Source organism: Streptomyces sp. NBC_01669, assembly GCF_026339735.1.
Lineage (GTDB): Bacteria > Actinomycetota > Actinomycetes > Streptomycetales > Streptomycetaceae > Streptomyces > Streptomyces yanii.
The window spans coordinates 6,195,649-6,211,271 of the sequence record NZ_JAPEQG010000001.1 but is presented as its reverse complement, the minus strand read 5'-3'; the positions used below and the strand labels follow the sequence as shown (position 1 = coordinate 6,211,271).

Genomic DNA, 15,623 nt, shown 5'->3' with positions numbered 1-15,623 from the left:
GGGCGTACGCACGGCAGCGGGGCGGGCGTGCTCCCGGCACAGGGAAGGCAGGGCGGGCTCTCACCCCTCCCGCGACCACCGCCCCCGCGAGGTGAGCGAGGTATTCAGGGAGCGGGCCGACGCATCGGTGAGGGCGGCGATCTGGTCGACCAGGACCCGCTTGCGCGCGCGGTCGTCGGGCGCGTGCTCGTACAGCGCGCGGAACTGCGGTTCCAGGCCCTCCGGGGCGAGCGCGGTCAGCGCCGCCGCCAGTTCGGCGATGATGATCCGCTGGTCGGCGCGGATCGCCTCCTGTTCGGCGCGCTGCATCACATAGCGGTCGGCCACCGCCTTCAGGACCGCGCATTCGCTGCGCGCCTCGCGGGGGACGACGAGTTCGGCGGCGTACCGTCCGAGCCGGCCGTGGCCGTACGCCTGCCGGGTGGCGGTCTCGGCCGCGAGGCAGAACCTGCCGATCAGCTGACTCGTCGCATCCTTCAGGCGGGCCTGGGCGACGGCCGATCCGTCGTAGCTGTGCGGCCACCACTCCTGGGCCATGAGCCGGTCGAGGGCGTCGGCCAGCTCCTGCGGGTCGGTGTCGGCCGGGACGTACCGTCCGATCGCGACGTCCCAGATCTCGCGGCGCTCCGGCTCGGCGAAGAGGCAGTTGGGGTCGATGTGACCGGCGTGCAGCCCGTCCTCGAAGTCGTGCACCGAGTACGCGACGTCGTCGGACCAGTCCATCACCTGGGCCTCGAAGCACTTGCGGTGCCCCGGGGCGCCCTGGCGGGCCCAGCGGAAGACCGGCAGGTCGTCCTCGTAGACCCCGAATTTCGGCGAGCCGGGGTCGGTGGGGTGGGCGCCGCGCGGCCACGGGTACTTGGTGGCCGCGTCGAGCGCGGCCCGGGTCAGGTTGAGCCCGACACTGACCAGCCCACCGGTCCGTACATCGCGCACGAACCGCTTCGGTTCGAGGCGGGTCAGCAGCCGCAGCGACTGTGCGTTGCCCTCGAAGCCCCCGCAGTCCGAGGCGAAGTCGTTGAGCGCCTGCTCGCCGTTGTGCCCGAACGGCGGGTGCCCCATGTCGTGCGCCAGGCACGCCGTCTCGACCAGGTCGGGGTCACAGCCGAGTGCGGCTCCGAGCTCCCGGCCGACCTGGGCACACTCCAGGGAGTGGGTGAGTCTGGTCCGGGGGCTGGCGTCCCAGGCGAGGCTGCGGGTGCCGGGCGTGACGACCTGGGTCTTCCCGGCGAGTCTGCGCAGCGCGGCGGAGTGCAGCACGCGGGCGCGGTCCCGCTGGAAGGCGGTGCGACCGGGCCGTTTGTCGGGCTCGGTGTCCCAGCGCTCGGCGTCGGCAGCACCGTAGGGCGCGGTGCCGTGGTCCTGTGTGCCCTGCGTACCGTCCATGGTTCCGACAGTAATCGGCCGGACCGGCAAGACGGCTCAGGCGGACGCCAGGAGAGCGCCGTTCACCGCGGATTCATGCGCCTCACGTGCGCCGGAACGTGCCTGGTCGGCCAGCGCCCGGTCGTACCGGTGCAGGATCAGCCGCGCCATCGCGGGGTGCGCGCCGAGCGGAGCCGCAGCGATCCCGGGGGCAGCAGCGGCGGCCGCTGTCGCGAAACGTCCGGGCGCGGTGAAGTACGAGGCGACGGCTATCCGGTGCCGGCCACGGGCGGCGAGGGCGCGCGCCGCGGCGGAGACCGTGGGGTCGGCGGCGGAGGCGTACGCGGGGACGACGGGCACGCCGCCGAGCCGCTCGCTGAGCATCCTGGCGGTGCGGCGGGTGTCGGCGGCCGAGTCGGGGTCGCGCGAACCGGCGGCGGCGAGGATCACGGCGGAGCTGCCGCTCGCGGTTTCCTCGGTCGGCCGGCCCGCTTCCAGGAGCCTTCCGTAGAGGGCCTCGACGAGCAGGGGGTGCGGGCCGAGCGGCGCGGCGATCGTGGTCCGCAGGGCGGGTGCGGCGGCGGCCGCTGCCGGTATGTCGTGCTTGACGTGGTGGCCGCGGCCGAGCAGCAGCGGTACGAGTACGGCGTCGCCGGACCCCAGGCCGGTGAGGGTCGACGGCAGGAGCGGTTCGTTCAGCTCGATGTGCCCGAGCCGGACGTCCAGGCCGGGACGCAGTTCCCGCACCCGGTCCAGCAGCTTCACGACCGTGCGCAACGCCTGCGGGTCCCGGCTGCCGTGGGCGACGGCGACAAGGGCGGGGGCGGTGGCGGTGCCCGGTGCGGGCCGGATGGTGCGGTGCATGGGTGGCCTGCGCGTTCCGTTCAGGGAGACATGGCTGAGCTGGGTGCCGAGCTGGGCGGTGATGCGGGTCAACAGTTGCGCTGTGCTGTCGAGAGGCAGGGACTCACGGGGTTGTGCCGATGCCGACTCCGTCATGGACCGATGGTGCAGGACGGAGGTTGCCGGGTCGTTGCGCAGGGGTGACGGGTCTTTGCCGCGGGCTCACGGAGCGGCCGACGGCCCGAAGAGGCCCTCCAGGACGTGCGCGACCCCGTCCTCCTCGTTGGACACCGTGTGCGCGGGTACGGCGGCGAGCACGGCCGGGTGGGCGTTGCCCATGGCGTAGCCGATGCCCGCCCAGTCGAGGACGGTCAGGTCGTTGGGCATGTCACCGAAGGCGATGACCTCCGTGGCGTCGATCCCCCGCCCGGCGCAGAGCTCGGCGAGGGTGCCCGCCTTGGTGACTCCGGACGCGCTGATCTCCAGGAGTCCGCGTCCGCCGGAGTGGGTGAACTGCACCTCACGGCCCGCCGCGCCCGCCCCTTCGCGGGCGGCGGCCAGCAGGGTGTCCGCGTCGAGCCGGGCGGACCAGGCGAGGAGTTTGGTGACGGGCACGTCGGTGAGCCACAGGTCGGCGAGGGACGGTACGGGCAGTTCGGCGTCGATGTCCTCGGAAAGCCGCAGCCGGTACGCCGGTTCGTACAGCACCTGGTTGCCGGTCTCCAGGGCGAATCCCACCTCCGGCACCGCGGCGGCGACCGCCGTCGCCACGCGCCGGGCGACGGCGACGGACAGGGCGCGGGAGGAGATGACCGTACGCGTCCCGATGTCGTAGACGAGCGCGCCGTTGCTGCATACCGCCGTCCCCGCCAGCCCGGTCGCGGCGGCGAGCCGGTCGACGAACCTGGGCGGTCTGGCGGTGACGAGGACGACCTCCGCACCGGCGCTCTCGGCCGCGCGCAGGGCGCGGAGGGTGCGGGGTGAGAGGGTCCCGTCGCCCCGCAGGAGAGTGCCGTCGAGGTCGGAGGCGATCATCCGGGGAAGCAGCATCGGACGATGCTACTGGGCTGGATCCGGGCGTGGCGGGCGTACGGCACGCTCCGCCGCCGCATGCCACCAGCGCGGCGGCGAGGGCGAGTTGGGCTGCGACCAGGGCTGATCCGGATGAAGGCCGAGCGGGAGGAGAGCTGTTGCGCGGATGCGGACAGTGATCCAGCCGTGCCAGTGCCCGTCAGGTCCGGGGCCGCAGGCCAGGCTCCACCGCATGTCGTCGAGCGGGAACGGCATCCAGTCGATGCCCCGGTCACGCAGTCAGGCGCGGACGGCGGCCGCCGGGTGCGGGCGGCCCTTCACGTTCTCGTACGCGGCGATGGTCACCCAGTCGTCGGAGGGTCTGCGGACGCTCGGGAGGTTCATGGCTGTCATGATGCCCGACGCGTCGACGGGTCGTCAGTGGTTCACCAGGAGCGCGTCGACGGCTCGTCGGCGAAGAAGTCCACAGGGTGGAGAACCCCTGCGCCCTGATACTCGTCCGACCAGGTGACGCACCGACACCGACAGGGGGCTCCGATGCGAGGGAAGCGGCCGCAATGGCTGGGGCGGCTGTGGCCGCGCACGCGGCGTGGGCAGCGCCGGGCCCTGCAAGGGGTCATGATCGCCTGTGTGCTGGGGCTGGCACCCGTCACGTGGATGTACTCCGTGGCCGACGCCCGTGTCCGGACGACCGCGGACGCCCCCGCGCGGCAGGTTGCCGTGGTGTTCGGGGCGGGACTGTGGGACGGGAAGCCGTCGCCTTATCTCGCGAACCGGCTGCGGGCCGCCGCCGAGCTGTACCGGGACGGCAAGGTGAAGGTCGTGCTCGTCACCGGGGACAACAGCCGGAAGGAGTACGACGAGCCGGATGCCATGCGGACGTTTCTCGTCGCGCTCGGGGTGCCGGACAAGCGGATCGTCAGCGACTTCGCCGGGTTCGACACCTGGGACTCCTGCGTGCGGGCCAAGAAGATCTTCGGTGTCGACCGGGCCGTACTGGTGAGCCAGGGGTTCCATATCCGGCGGGCGATCGCGCTGTGCCGGGCCGCGGGGATCGATGCGTACGGCGTCGGGGTCGACGCCAAGCACGATGTGACCTGGTACTACGGCGGGACGCGGGAGGTGTTCGCGGCGGGGAAGGCGGCGCTGGACGCGATGTTCAAGCCGGACCCGCACTTCCTGGGGCCGGAGGAGCCCGGGGTCGGGGAGGCGCTGACGGCCCGGACACCCCCTGAGAGATGAGACACCGGCCGACCTCACGGTCCCGGTGGAGGCGGGCTGAGGTGCACGTTCCGTCGGCGTAACCGGTGGCGGGCGCCTCCGTAACACCCGGCTCGCACGCTGGGCCCATGGCCCGCACCGAGACTGCTCCCACCGCCACCCATTGCCCGTACTGCTCGCTGCAGTGCGGGATGAATCTGCGGCCGGCCGTCGGCGGTGCGGTGGCCGAGGTCCTGGAGCGTCCCGACTTCCCCGTCAACCGCGGTGCGCTGTGCGGCAAGGGCCGCACAGCGCCCGCCGTGCTCTCCTCACGGGTCCGGCTGACCGGACCGCTCGTACGCAATCCGGCCAGTGGCGAACTGGAACCCGCCGGGTGGGACGAGGCGCTGGCCCGGATCGCCGACCAGCTCGTCCGCGCCCGCACGGCGCACGGGCCCGATGCCGTGGGGGTCTTCGGCGGCGGCGGTCTCACCAACGAGAAGGCGTACGCGCTCGGGAAGTTCGCCCGGGTCGTCCTGTCGACCTCTCAGATCGACTACAACGGGCGGTTCTGCATGTCGTCGGCGGCCGCCGCGCACCAGCGGGCCTTCGGCCTCGACCGTGGACTGCCGTTCCCCCTCGAGGACATCGCGCGCACGGGATGCGTGATCCTCGTCGGCTCGAACCTCGCCGAAACGATGCCGCCCGCGCTGCGCTATCTGACCGAACTGAAGGAGAACGGTGGCCGGTTGATCGTCATCGATCCGCGCCGGACCAGGACCGCCGAGCAGGCGGACCTGCACCTGGCGCCCCGGCCCGGCACGGATCTGGCGCTCGCGCTCGGGATGCTGCATCTGATCGTGGCGCAGGGGCGGGTGGACGAGGAGTTCGTACGGGAGCGCACCAGCGGCTGGGACGAGGCCAGGGCAGGTTCGATGGCCCACTGGCCGGAGCTGGTGGAGCGGCTGACCGGGGTGCCGGTTCCGCAGCTGCGGGAGGCGGTGGAGATGTTCTGCGCCGCGGAGAACGCGATGGTGCTGACCGCGCGCGGTCCCGAGCAGCAGTCCAAGGGCACGGACACGGTCGGCGCCTGGATCAATCTCTGCCTGGCCACCGGCCGGGCGGGCCGGCCGCTGTCCGGATACGGCTGCCTGACCGGGCAGGGCAACGGTCAGGGCGGGCGCGAACACGGCCAGAAGGCCGACCAGTTGCCCGGCTACCGCAAGCTCACCGACCCGGCGGCGCGCCGCCATGTCGCGCAGGTGTGGGGGGTGGATCCCGATTCGCTGCCGGGGCCGGGACGCAGCGCGTACGAGCTCCTCGACGCGCTGGGGACGGACGTGCGGGCGCTGCTGGTGATGGGGTCCAACCCGGTGGTGTCCGCGCCGCACGCCGCGCATGTGGAGGGGCGGCTGCGCTCGCTGGACTTCCTCGCGGTCGCGGATGTGGTGCTGTCGGAGACGGCGGCCATGGCCGATGTGGTGCTGCCGGTGACGCAGTGGGCGGAGGAGACGGGGACGACGACCAATCTGGAGGGACGGGTGCTGCTGCGGCAGCGGGCGGTCACCGCGCCGGAGGGCGTACGCACCGATCTGGAGGTGCTGAACGGGCTGGCCGCGCTCCTCGGGCACGGCAAGGGGTTCCCCGCCGATCCCGAGGAGGTCTTCGACGAGCTGCGGCGCGCCTCTGCGGGCGGGCCCGCCGACTACGCGGGGATCACGTACGCCAGGATCGCGGCGGAGGACGGGGTGTTCTGGCCCTGCCCGGACGAGGAGCACGCCGGTACGCCGCGGCTCTTCCTGGACCGGTTCGCCACGGACGACGGGCGGGCCCGGTTCGTTCCCGTGACGCACCGTCCGGCCGCCGAGGAGACGGACCGGGAGTATCCGGTGGTGCTGACGACCGGGCGGGTGGTGGCCCAGTACCAGTCGGGCGCGCAGACCCGGCGGGTCGATGAGCTCAACGCCGCCGCACCCGGTCCGTTCGTGGAGCTGCATCCGCGGCTCGCCGAGCGGATCGGGGTGGCCGAGGGCGATCCGGTGGCGGTCACCTCACGGCGCGGGCGGGCGGTGGCACCCGCGCGGATCACCCGGGCCATCCGGCAGGACACCGTCTTCATGCCGTTCCACTGGGCGGGTGAGGGCCGGGCCAACACGCTGACGAACCCGGCGCTGGACCCGGTGTCGCGAATGCCGGAGTTCAAGGTGTGCGCGGTGCGGGTGGAGGCTGCCGGCGGGTGAGCCAGCTGCCTCCGGGGATGAGGGTGCCGTTGGAGCGGAGGGAGCGGGCGACGGGAGCGGCGGCGAAGTAGACCCAGGCGCGGGCGGTTCCGGTGCCGGGCGGCTTCCCGGCCGGGAGGCGGACTTCTCGGGCGACCCTCTCGTACAGATTGCCCAGGTGTCCGGGACCGACGTACTCCTCCAGCCGGTCGAGCTGTACGAGCAGCTCGGCATAGCTCGCGGGCGCGGCGGTCACCAGTGTGCCGCGAACGGTGCCGTGGCCCTCGATCGCGTACGGGTAGCCGGGGCCGTCGTAGAGAAGGGCGCCCGGCAGCAGCGCGGGCTGTTCCGCGATCGCCCGGCCGCGGAAAAACAGATCGTGGTTGGGTTCGCCGGGGAGCAGCGTTCCATAGACGAAGAAAGATAGTTCGGGGGCGGCCTGCGGCATGGTCACAGGGCCGTGATCGGAGCTGTCTCCGACGACAGCCAGGCGAGGTAGCCGGCACTTCCGCGTACCACCGGCACGGCGATGATCTCCGGGGTCTCGTAGTCGTGGGCCGCGCGGAGGTGCTCCTCCAGTTCGTCGTAGCGCTCGGCCGTCGTCTTGAACAGCACCTGCCACTCCTCGGTGGTCTCGATGGCGTTCTGCCACCGGTAGACGGAGGTGACAGGCGCGGAGATCTGCGCGCACGCGGCGAGCCGCGCCTCCACCGCGCCCTGGGCGAGGGCGTGGGCCTTCTCCTCACTGTCCGTGGTGGTCAGTACGGTCAGCCATGCCGGCGATGTCACCGTCGATCTCCTCAGCTCTTCTGCTCTTGCTCTTCATCTCTTGTGCCTGCGGCGTGTCCTTCTCGTCGATTGTCGGGGCGGTTCGGTGCCGTGTCCTCCCCTCTCGCCGTTGCGGTATGGACATGACATGTCATGAACCCTTAAATCTGATGCGAACTCAGAACCATCGCTCAGATCGCCCTCCGCCCCACGCACTCCGAGGAGTCCGATGAGATCGATTCGGCATGCATCGCGCCTCACCCCGCTCGGCATAGCCGCGGCCGCCGCCACCCTGCTGGCCTCCGCCCTCACCGCGACCACCGGCGCCGCCGCGGCCGGTCACCCGTCTCCCAGCCGCGCCACCGCCGTCCGTCACGCCGAGGCCGCGATCACCGGGCACGCCATCGCCCTGGGCCTCACCGGCGCCCAGGACACCGCGGTGCGCGATGTGGTCATCGACAACGACGGCAGTCAGCATGTGCGCTACAGCCGCACTTACCGCCAACTCCCTGTACTGGGAGGCGACTTCATCGTGCATCTGGCGCCCGACGGTGCGTACCGGAGCGCCGACCGGGCCGTGCGCGGGGATCTCTCGGTGCCGACCGTGGCTCCGTCCCTCTCCGCACCGATGGCCGCGGACCTGGGTGCGGCCGCCCTGCGCTCCGCCCACCGCGGCCAAAAGCTCCGCAAGGTCGCCGCCAAACCGCAGCTCGTCGTGGACGCCCTGCACGGCGCACCCAAGCTGGCCTGGCGCACCGAGGCCGCGGGCAAGGACTCGCTGGGCAACCCCGTCGCCCGTGTCGTGCTCACCGATGCGCGCACGGGCCGGCAGATCGACGCCTGGGACAGCCTGGAGACGGCCGGCGGCGACGGCCGGTCCCTCTACGGCGGTACGGTCCCGCTGGAGACGACCCAGTCCGGGTCGACATACCAGCTCAAGGACGCGACGCGCGGCAACACGTACACCGGGGACGCGCAGAACAAGACCGACGGCTGCATCTTCTCCATCTGCTGGAGCCGGGCCCCCGCGGTTCTGTTCACCGATGCCGACAACCACTGGGGCAACGGCGCCACCTCCGACCGCGCGTCCGCGGCGGTCGATGCCCAGTACGGCACGGACACGACCTGGGACTACTACAAGAACGTGCACGGCCGGAACGGCATCGCCGGTGACGGCAAGGGCTCGTACAACCGTGTCCACTACGGGAACAACTACAACAACGCCTTCTGGGACGACAGTTGCTTCTGCATGACGTACGGCGACGGCGACGGCTCCACCTTCGGGCCGCTGGTCGCGCTGGACGTGGCCGGGCACGAGATGTCGCACGGCGTGACGTCCAAGACCGCGAACCTCACCTACTCCGGTGAGCCGGGCGGTCTCAACGAGGCAACCTCCGACATCTTCGGCACGCTGGTCGAGTTCCACGCGAACAACGCGCAGGACCCGGGCGACTACCTGATCGGCGAGAAGATCGTGAAGTCCGGCTTCGGGAAGGCCGCCCTGCGGTTCATGGACCAGCCCTCCAAGGACGGCAAATCGGCGGACTGCTGGAGCTCCTCGGTCGGCAGTCTGGATGTGCACTACTCGTCCGGTGTGGCCAACCACTTCGCGTATCTGCTGGCCGAGGGCAGCGGCCCGAAGACGATCGGCGGCGTCCAGCACAACGGCACCACGTGCAACGGGGCGACGCTGAGCGGCATCGGCAAGGACAAGCTCGGCAAGATCTGGTACCGGGCGCTGACGGTCTACATGACGTCCTCGACCAACTACGCCGCCGCCCGCACGGCGACGCTCAACGCGGCGAAGGACCTGTACGGGGCGGGCAGCGCGGAACAGAACGCGGTGGCCGCGACCTGGTCCGCGGTCTCGGTCGGCTGACAGGGAGCAGGTCCCGGACACACTGGTGCCGGGACCTGCGTCCAGCCGAGAAGCGATCAGCCTCCGTACGGGCGGACCGCCTTGGCGTCCCGCAGCGCACTCCCCCACCAGGTCAACTGGTCGAGCAGTGTCTTCGCCGCCGCGTCGACGGCCACGGGGTCCTTGTGCCGACCCTCGTCGTCGAAGAGAGCGCCCGCGTTGTGGAACGACACGGTGTCGCGGAGGGAGACGGCGTGCAGCTCGGCGAAGACCTGACGAAGATGTTCGACGGCCCGCAGACCACCCGACACTCCCCCGTACGAGACGAAGGCGACGGGCTTGGCCTGCCATTCGGCGTGATGCCAGTCGATGAGGTTCTTCAGCGGGGCGGGGTACGAGTGGTTGTACTCCGGCGTGACGACGACGAAGGCATCGGCGGCGGCCAACCGGAGGGACGCTCTCGCCAGTCGGGTCTGTACGTCCGGTCCCGGGCGGTAGGTGAGCGCGAACGGGAGATCGAGTTCGGCGACGTCGATCAGGTCGGTCTCGATGCCCGGGTGGCCGGCGGTACGGGAGAGGAACCAGTCGGCGACGACCGGGGCGAAGCGGCCCTCGCGATTGCTGGCGAGGATGACCGCGACCTTCAGGGGTGGTGTGGTGAGTTCCATGCGGCGAGACTCGTACGTCAACCAAGGATGAGGTCAAGCGCCGCCCCTCACCTCTCCGGCATACGGTGGAACACATGACGACCGCCGCACCCCTGTACGTCGAGTTCAACGGACACGCCGCAACGGAGGCGGATCTCCGGATCCCCGCATTCTCCAACTACGGCCACTTCACTGCCATGCAGGTCAGGGACGGGAGGGTACGCGGCCTCGCCCTCCACCTGGCCCGGCTGGACGCCGCCAACCGGGAACTCTTCGGCCACGGGCTCGACGGCGGCCGGGTGCGCGAGCTGATCCGGCACGCGCTGGACAGTGCCGGGGCACGGGACGCCTCGACCCGGGTGCACGCCTTCCTGCCGCCGGGCGACACCGGGACGACCGTCATGGTCACCGTGCGCGGACCGGCGCAGAAGTCCACCGAACCGCACAGCCTGATGTCCGTTCCGTATGTCCGTACCGTCCCGCACATCAAGCGCCCCGGCGAATTCGGCCAGACCTACTACGGGCAACTCGCCGCACGCTCCGGCTTCGACGAGGCACTGTTGATCGCACCGGACGGGACGGTGACGGAAGGAGCGATCACCAACATCGCTTTCTGGGACGGCACTTCTGTCGTCTGGCCCGACGCACCCGCACTGCTCGGCATCACCATGGCCCTGCTGGAGCAGCAACTTCCGGGCGCCGGGCTGGAGTCCGTACGCCGTCCGGTGACGCTGGACGGGATCGGCGGCTACCGGTCGGCATTCCTCACCAACTCGCAGGGCATCGCGCCGATCCGGCGGATCGACGACACGGAGTTCGTGGTCGACGAGGAACTGATGAAGCGGGTGGGGCTGGCCTACGAGGCCGCGCCCTGGGACACCGTCTGAGACGGGAACATGGAGGCCATGCAGATCCACATCGAGGGCTCAGACCTCCCCGGCCTCACCTGCGGGGCCGACAGCGACTTCCCCGGCGCCCGGAACATCCATGTCGGCGTACAGCGCAAGGACAGGCCCGGTGAGCTGCTGGGACTGTGCCCCGGCGACGCCCCGTCGGCCTCATGGACACTGGACTGCACGGCCACCGCGACCGACGACGGCATCACGGTCACCGGGCCGTACGTGCAGAACCGGCTCGGCGGGCGCTTCGTCTATCTGTCCTGGGGCACCGTGGACGATCACGGCGTCTTCTCCATGTTCCGGCGGGCCAAGCTGATGTTCGGCGACGTCGATCCGGCCGTACTCGAGGCCGCCGTGCGCTCCGGACACCTCACCGCACGCCTGCGCCTCTCCGACGCCAAGGGGCAGCCGCTCTGCGCCCGCGTCCGGCCGCCGGTCGTCACCTGGTCCGCCATCGCTCCCGAGTGACGGCGGGACCGCCCCCATCGGGCCCAGGGGGGTGGGTCCGATGAGGGCGGCGGCCTGGGGCGGCGGGGGGAAAGCCGTCCCGTGGGGGGTGTCATGCGTGTGCCCGGGGCCGACGAGGCCATGCATGTGATGTGCGGCACTCATTCCTCGCGGCTCGTCACCCGATCAGCACGGTGTGTCGCGAGACCCGCCACACACCCTCTCATCACCGCCGTGACCTGCACACTTACCGCTCGACAAAGGGTCCGGCCCGGACCGGTCGAGTGAAAGCTGACTCAGTGTCAGCATGCATGGGTGGCGCGCCGCCCGTTAGCTCTGCATCAGGAGATGCCCCACCAGCGCCCCTGCTCGGAGGAACCCCCATGCGCCGTCCTGCCCGCCTCGTGACCGGCACCGCCGCCGCGGCGCTCACCGCTGCCGCGCTCGGCCTGTCCACCGCCGCGACGCCCGCGTATGCAGGGGACCTCGGTCAGCTGGAGATATCACCGGCGGACGTGGCACCGGGCACCACAGTCACGGTGAACACCACCGCTTGCGGGAACGGCGCGAAGGCCACCGGGGATACGAACTCCCTGGAAGCAGGGGACTTCAAGCTGGGGCCCACCACCCGCAAGGAGGTGGTGGTCGGCACGTTCACGGTGCCGACGATGACCGAGGCGGGTCGGTACAGCATCGACGTGTCCTGCGAGAACGGCAAAGGGGCCACCGGAACGCTGCGGGTGAAGGCTGCGGACACCGCGAAGAACGCCGCAGCGGGCGCCACGGCCGACGCCGTGGAGGACAACGCCTCCGGCGACGACACGGACAACGGCTTCGGGGTGCCTTCCCTCGACGACCTGGCCGCCAGGGGCGAGAGCCTCCTCGGGAACCAGAACCCCTTCGGCAGCATCGGCTCCTCCACCGGGAACGAGAGCGGGCGCAATACCGGCGGTCAGAGCGGGCGCGACACCGGAGGCCAGAACACCGGTCGCGACACCGGCGGTCAGAGCGGGCGCGACACCGGAGGCCAGAACACCGGTCGCGACACCGGAGGCCAGAGCGGGCGCGACACCGGGAACGGACGCGGCCAGAACACCGGTGGCGACACCGGGAACGGACGCAGTCAGGACACCGGCCGCGACACCGGAAACGGACGCGGTCAGGACAGCTCCACCGTGCCCACCTCTCCCTCCGGGCACGTCAAAACTGGTGTAGGCGGCAGCGTCCGTCCGGACACCTCCCAGATCGCGGCGGGTGCCGGCGTTCTCGCCGCGTCCGCCGTCGGCGGAGCCTGGCTCCTGCGTCGTCGGGCGAGCGGCACGCAGGCGGACAGCTGACGGGGACGCATCCACGTCCCCGTACCGCCACGATTCCGTCCCGGTGGCCGCGCGCCACCGGGACGGACCTCACTTCCTTCCTCACGTCCTTCCCGTTCCGGAGGACGACCCCCCGGAGGACGACCGTGTCCCAGAAGGCCAAGGGCTGGCTGGTCGCCGTCGCAGCGCTGGTCGGCGTCTGGCTGATCCAGAACGGCGCCGACACCGCGCTGGTGCCGCCGCAGCCGACCACGGCCCAGGCCTTCGCCGCCGGTCCCGGAGTACAGCCCGGCTCACCCGTCGCCGCCCCGTTGCGGCCCTCGACGCCCGTCCGTCTCCGTATCCCCAGCATCAGGGTGGACGCCCCGATGATCCGGCTCGGGCTCGGGTCCGACGGCAGCCTCGACGTGCCGCCGGCCGAGAACCGCAATGTCGTCGGCTGGTACAAGGACGGCACTCCGCCCGGTGCCAAGGGCACCGCGCTCGTCGCCGGTCATGTCGACAACGCACAGGGACGGTCCGTCTTCTACGACCTGGGGTCCCTGGCCAAGGGCAGCACCGTCGAGGTGGTCCGGCAGGACGGGAGCACCGCCGTCTTCTCGCTCGACGGCATCGAGGTGTACAAGAACAAGAACTTCCCCGACCGGCGGGTGTACGGCGCCTCGTTGTTCCCCGCTCTGCGACTGATCACCTGCGGCGGCGGCTTCTCACCGAAGACCGGCTACCAGGGCAACGTGGTCGCGTACGCACACCTCACGGGAGTGCGCTGACGCCGGTCGCGCACCCTGACGGCCTCCCCCACGACAGGGAGTGGGGGAGGCCGTCAGGCCCACTGGTCGAACGCCAGCTTCGCGACGAGTGAGAACACCACGACCAGCAGCACACCACGGACGAACTCGCTGCCCTTGCGCAGCGCCATCCGCGCACCGAGCAGCCCACCCGCCAGGTTGAACACCGCCATCAGCGCGGCCAGCTGCCACAGCACGCTGCCCTGGTAGGCGAACATCGCGAGGGCACCGGCGTTGGTGCAGACGTTGACGATCTTGGCGGTGGCGGACGCCGTCACCAGGTCGAGGTGGAGCACGGCGGTCAGCGCGAGCACCAGGAACGTGCCGGTGCCGGGCCCGAACAGCCCGTCGTAGAAGCCGATGCCACCGCCGACCAGCACGATCGCGGTGACGGTACGGGCCCGGGTGACCCTCCGGTCCGTGCCCCCGCCCGTCTCCTTGCCGAACTGCGGCCGCAGCATCACGAACGCCGCCACCGCCAGCAGCACCACCATGATCACCGGACGGAGCACGTCACTGCTGATCCCGGCAGCGAAGAAGGCCCCGGTCATCGATCCGGCCAGCGCCATCAGCCCGATCCGCACCGCCGTCCCGACCTTCACCGGCGCCTTGCGCACGTACGTCACGGCGGCGCCCGAGGTACCGACGATGGCCACCGCCTTGTTGGTGCCGAGGACATGCGCGGCCGGGACGTGCGGCAGACCGAGCAGCAGCGCGGGCAGCAGGAGCAGCCCGCCGCCCCCCACCACCGCGTCGATCCAGCCCGCGGCGGCAGCGGCGAGGCACAGGACAACCAGGGTGGTCAGGGTTATGTCGGGCATGCTCGCGACCCTATGGAGGCGATACGTGTCCCGTCCAACTGCTTCCGCGGGATCGCCGGAAAGTTGAGCCAACTCTGAGCTTCCGGGGCTCCGCGGCCCTCACAGACCCTCTTCGGACGCGCTGAGCGCAAGGTTCCTCCCGGGAAACAGCGGGGATCCGATCGGGTAACACCCGCCGCGCACGCTTCTCACCATGAGGACACAGACGGAGAACGCGGCGCGTGTGGTGGTGATCGGCGCCGGGATGGCGGGCGCACGGCTCGCCGCCCGGGTGCCCGGCGTCACCGTCATCGGCGAGGAGACGCACGCCCCCTACAACCGGGTGCTGCTGGCCGAGGTGCTGGCCGGGCGGTACGCGGCCGAGGTCATCGCCCTGCCCCCGACCGAGGTACGGCGCGGGGTGCGGGCGGTGCGGATCGACCGGGCCGACCGGCTGGTGCACTGCGACGACGGAAGCGTCGTGGGGTACGAGCGGCTGGTGCTGGCGACCGGTTCGAACCCGGTGCTGCCGCCGCTGCGCGGACTCGGCACCACGATGCCGGACGGAGTGCATGCGTTCCGCACGCTCGACGACTGCCTGGCGCTGCGAGAAGCCGTGGGGCGGCACACTGGTGCGGGCGTGCGCGCCGTCGTCATCGGCGGCGGCCTGCTCGGCGTCTCCGCCGCCCGCGCGCTCGCCGAATGCGGCGCCCAGGTGGTGCTGGCCCAGCAGGGCGAGCACCTCATGGAGCGGCAGCTGGACGCCGGATCGGCCGGACTGCTCCGGCGCCATCTGGAGACCCTCGGGGTGGAGGTGCACACCGAGTGCCGGGTCCGCGGGCTGCGCTGCGCCGACGGCGCGGTGCGGGCCGTGGAGCTCGCCGACGGCTATGAGCTGGCGGCCGAGATCACGGTGCTGGCCTGCGGGGTACGGCCCAGGACCGGGCTGGCCCAGGCGGCAGGTCTGGACGTCCGCAAGGGGGTCGTCGTCGACGACGAGCTGCGCACCTCCGACCCGTACATCCACGCGGTCGGCGACTGCGCCGAGCACCGTGGCACGCTCTACGGGCTCGCGGGCCCGGCGCTGGAGCAGGCCGATGTGCTCGCCGAGGTGCTGGCGGGGCGGCCCGCCCGCTACGACGGCACCCGGGCCCTGACCCGTCTCACGCTGCACGGCCCGCCCGCCGACCCCGCCGGTGCGCTCGATCTGGCCGCGTTCGGGGTTTCCCGGCCGCTGCCCGGCGATGACGTCGTCCGGCTGGCCGACGCGACCCGGGGTGCGTACCGCGCGGTCGTCGTCCGCGGCGACCGGCTGGCGGGCGGTGTGCTGCTCGGCGATCTCGCCGCGGTCGGCACCCTCGCCCGCACCTGGGAGGACGACGAACCGCTCCCCGCCGAAACGTCCCTGCTCCACCTGCTCACCAACGACGGAGGCTTCTGA

At 71.6% G+C, this 15,623-nt stretch carries 15 protein-coding genes; 8 read left to right on the top strand and 7 right to left on the bottom strand.

From position 1 onward, the window contains the following. Positions 1 to 60: 60 nt before the first annotated feature. The 3 genes from OG972_RS27790 to OG972_RS27780 all read right to left on the bottom strand — a co-directional run bounded on the left by OG972_RS27790 (position 61) and on the right by OG972_RS27780 (position 3,243). On the bottom strand, positions 61 to 1,386 hold the full coding sequence (locus OG972_RS27790) for a deoxyguanosinetriphosphate triphosphohydrolase (RefSeq protein WP_266985932.1): 1,326 nt from the start codon (positions 1,384 to 1,386) through the stop codon (positions 61 to 63). Positions 1,387 to 1,422: 36 nt separating this feature from the next. Next, a complete protein-coding gene (locus tag OG972_RS27785) occupies positions 1,423 to 2,364 on the bottom strand; it encodes a sirohydrochlorin chelatase (protein ID WP_266985930.1) in 942 nt (313 codons plus the stop codon). Between the two features lie 66 nt (positions 2,365 to 2,430). Next, the gene (locus OG972_RS27780) at positions 2,431 to 3,243 is read right to left on the bottom strand and encodes an HAD family hydrolase (RefSeq protein WP_266990746.1); all 813 of its coding nucleotides are present in this window, start codon (positions 3,241 to 3,243) and stop codon (positions 2,431 to 2,433) included. Between the two features lie 534 nt (positions 3,244 to 3,777). Between OG972_RS27780 and OG972_RS27770 the strand changes: the two genes are divergently transcribed. Continuing rightward, positions 3,778 to 4,482 (top strand): vancomycin high temperature exclusion protein, encoded by a 705-nt coding sequence (locus OG972_RS27770; RefSeq protein ID WP_266985927.1) that lies wholly within the window; start codon positions 3,778 to 3,780, stop codon positions 4,480 to 4,482. Between the two features lie 107 nt (positions 4,483 to 4,589). Next, the gene (locus OG972_RS27765; protein WP_266985926.1) at positions 4,590 to 6,680 is read left to right on the top strand and encodes a molybdopterin oxidoreductase family protein; all 2,091 of its coding nucleotides are present in this window, start codon (positions 4,590 to 4,592) and stop codon (positions 6,678 to 6,680) included. Here OG972_RS27765 and OG972_RS27760 read toward each other — a convergent pair. Further along, entirely contained in the window at positions 6,640 to 7,107 is a 468-nt protein-coding gene (locus tag OG972_RS27760) for a gamma-glutamylcyclotransferase family protein (RefSeq protein WP_266990745.1), read from the bottom strand. The genes OG972_RS27765 and OG972_RS27760 overlap by 41 nt on opposite strands. A gap of 2 nt (positions 7,108 to 7,109) precedes the next feature. Further along, positions 7,110 to 7,448: a divalent-cation tolerance protein CutA gene (gene cutA, locus OG972_RS27755; RefSeq protein ID WP_266985924.1), complete on the bottom strand. Its 339-nt coding sequence runs from the start codon at positions 7,446 to 7,448 to the stop codon at positions 7,110 to 7,112. Between the two features lie 208 nt (positions 7,449 to 7,656). Here cutA and OG972_RS27750 point away from each other — a divergent pair, with 208 nt between their 5' ends. After that, positions 7,657 to 9,306: a M4 family metallopeptidase gene (locus OG972_RS27750; protein ID WP_266985922.1), complete on the top strand. Its 1,650-nt coding sequence runs from the start codon at positions 7,657 to 7,659 to the stop codon at positions 9,304 to 9,306. 56 nt (positions 9,307 to 9,362) lie between these two features. Here OG972_RS27750 and OG972_RS27745 read toward each other — a convergent pair whose 3' ends face one another. Then, on the bottom strand, positions 9,363 to 9,953 hold the full coding sequence (locus tag OG972_RS27745; protein WP_266985920.1) for an NADPH-dependent FMN reductase: 591 nt from the start codon (positions 9,951 to 9,953) through the stop codon (positions 9,363 to 9,365). Positions 9,954 to 10,027: 74 nt separating this feature from the next. Here OG972_RS27745 and OG972_RS27740 point away from each other — a divergent pair, with 74 nt between their 5' ends. The 4 genes from OG972_RS27740 (at position 10,028) to OG972_RS27725 (ending at position 13,364) form a co-directional block, all read left to right on the top strand. Then, entirely contained in the window at positions 10,028 to 10,819 is a 792-nt protein-coding gene (locus OG972_RS27740; protein ID WP_266985918.1) for an aminotransferase class IV family protein, read from the top strand. Between the two features lie 18 nt (positions 10,820 to 10,837). After that, complete coding sequence (locus OG972_RS27735) at positions 10,838 to 11,299, top strand: DUF5990 family protein (RefSeq protein WP_266985916.1); 462 nt, start codon at positions 10,838 to 10,840, stop codon at positions 11,297 to 11,299. Positions 11,300 to 11,661: 362 nt separating this feature from the next. Continuing rightward, positions 11,662 to 12,615, top strand: a complete 954-nt coding sequence (locus OG972_RS27730; protein WP_266991058.1) for a hypothetical protein — start codon at positions 11,662 to 11,664, stop codon at positions 12,613 to 12,615. A 125-nt stretch (positions 12,616 to 12,740) separates the two neighbouring features. Beyond that, on the top strand, positions 12,741 to 13,364 hold the full coding sequence (locus OG972_RS27725) for a class F sortase (protein WP_266985914.1): 624 nt from the start codon (positions 12,741 to 12,743) through the stop codon (positions 13,362 to 13,364). A gap of 53 nt (positions 13,365 to 13,417) precedes the next feature. Here the strand turns inward: OG972_RS27725 and OG972_RS27720 are convergent, their stop codons facing one another. After that, positions 13,418 to 14,203: a TSUP family transporter gene (locus OG972_RS27720; protein WP_266985912.1), complete on the bottom strand. Its 786-nt coding sequence runs from the start codon at positions 14,201 to 14,203 to the stop codon at positions 13,418 to 13,420. Between the two features lie 193 nt (positions 14,204 to 14,396). Between OG972_RS27720 and OG972_RS27715 the strand changes: the two genes are divergently transcribed. Further along, positions 14,397 to 15,623, top strand: coding sequence for an NAD(P)/FAD-dependent oxidoreductase (locus OG972_RS27715; protein ID WP_266985910.1), 1,227 nt, complete (start codon positions 14,397 to 14,399; stop codon positions 15,621 to 15,623).

What these genes read in the sequence shown, in the direction of transcription:
- OG972_RS27790 (WP_266985932.1), bottom strand. Translation starts at nt 1,386, where the DNA reads ATGGACGGTACGCAGGGCACACAGGACCACGGCACCGCGCCCTACGGT.
- OG972_RS27785 (WP_266985930.1), bottom strand. Translation starts at nt 2,364, where the DNA reads ATGACGGAGTCGGCATCGGCACAACCCCGTGAGTCCCTGCCTCTCGAC.
- OG972_RS27780 (WP_266990746.1), bottom strand. Translation starts at nt 3,243, where the DNA reads ATGATCGCCTCCGACCTCGACGGCACTCTCCTGCGGGGCGACGGGACC.
- OG972_RS27770 (WP_266985927.1), top strand. Translation starts at nt 3,778, where the DNA reads ATGCGAGGGAAGCGGCCGCAATGGCTGGGGCGGCTGTGGCCGCGCACG.
- OG972_RS27765 (WP_266985926.1), top strand. Translation starts at nt 4,590, where the DNA reads ATGGCCCGCACCGAGACTGCTCCCACCGCCACCCATTGCCCGTACTGC.
- OG972_RS27760 (WP_266990745.1), bottom strand. Translation starts at nt 7,107, where the DNA reads ATGCCGCAGGCCGCCCCCGAACTATCTTTCTTCGTCTATGGAACGCTG.
- OG972_RS27750 (WP_266985922.1), top strand. Translation starts at nt 7,657, where the DNA reads ATGAGATCGATTCGGCATGCATCGCGCCTCACCCCGCTCGGCATAGCC.
- OG972_RS27745 (WP_266985920.1), bottom strand. Translation starts at nt 9,953, where the DNA reads ATGGAACTCACCACACCACCCCTGAAGGTCGCGGTCATCCTCGCCAGC.
- OG972_RS27740 (WP_266985918.1), top strand. Translation starts at nt 10,028, where the DNA reads ATGACGACCGCCGCACCCCTGTACGTCGAGTTCAACGGACACGCCGCA.
- OG972_RS27735 (WP_266985916.1), top strand. Translation starts at nt 10,838, where the DNA reads ATGCAGATCCACATCGAGGGCTCAGACCTCCCCGGCCTCACCTGCGGG.
- OG972_RS27730 (WP_266991058.1), top strand. Translation starts at nt 11,662, where the DNA reads ATGCGCCGTCCTGCCCGCCTCGTGACCGGCACCGCCGCCGCGGCGCTC.
- OG972_RS27720 (WP_266985912.1), bottom strand. Translation starts at nt 14,203, where the DNA reads ATGCCCGACATAACCCTGACCACCCTGGTTGTCCTGTGCCTCGCCGCT.
- OG972_RS27715 (WP_266985910.1), top strand. Translation starts at nt 14,397, where the DNA reads ATGAGGACACAGACGGAGAACGCGGCGCGTGTGGTGGTGATCGGCGCC.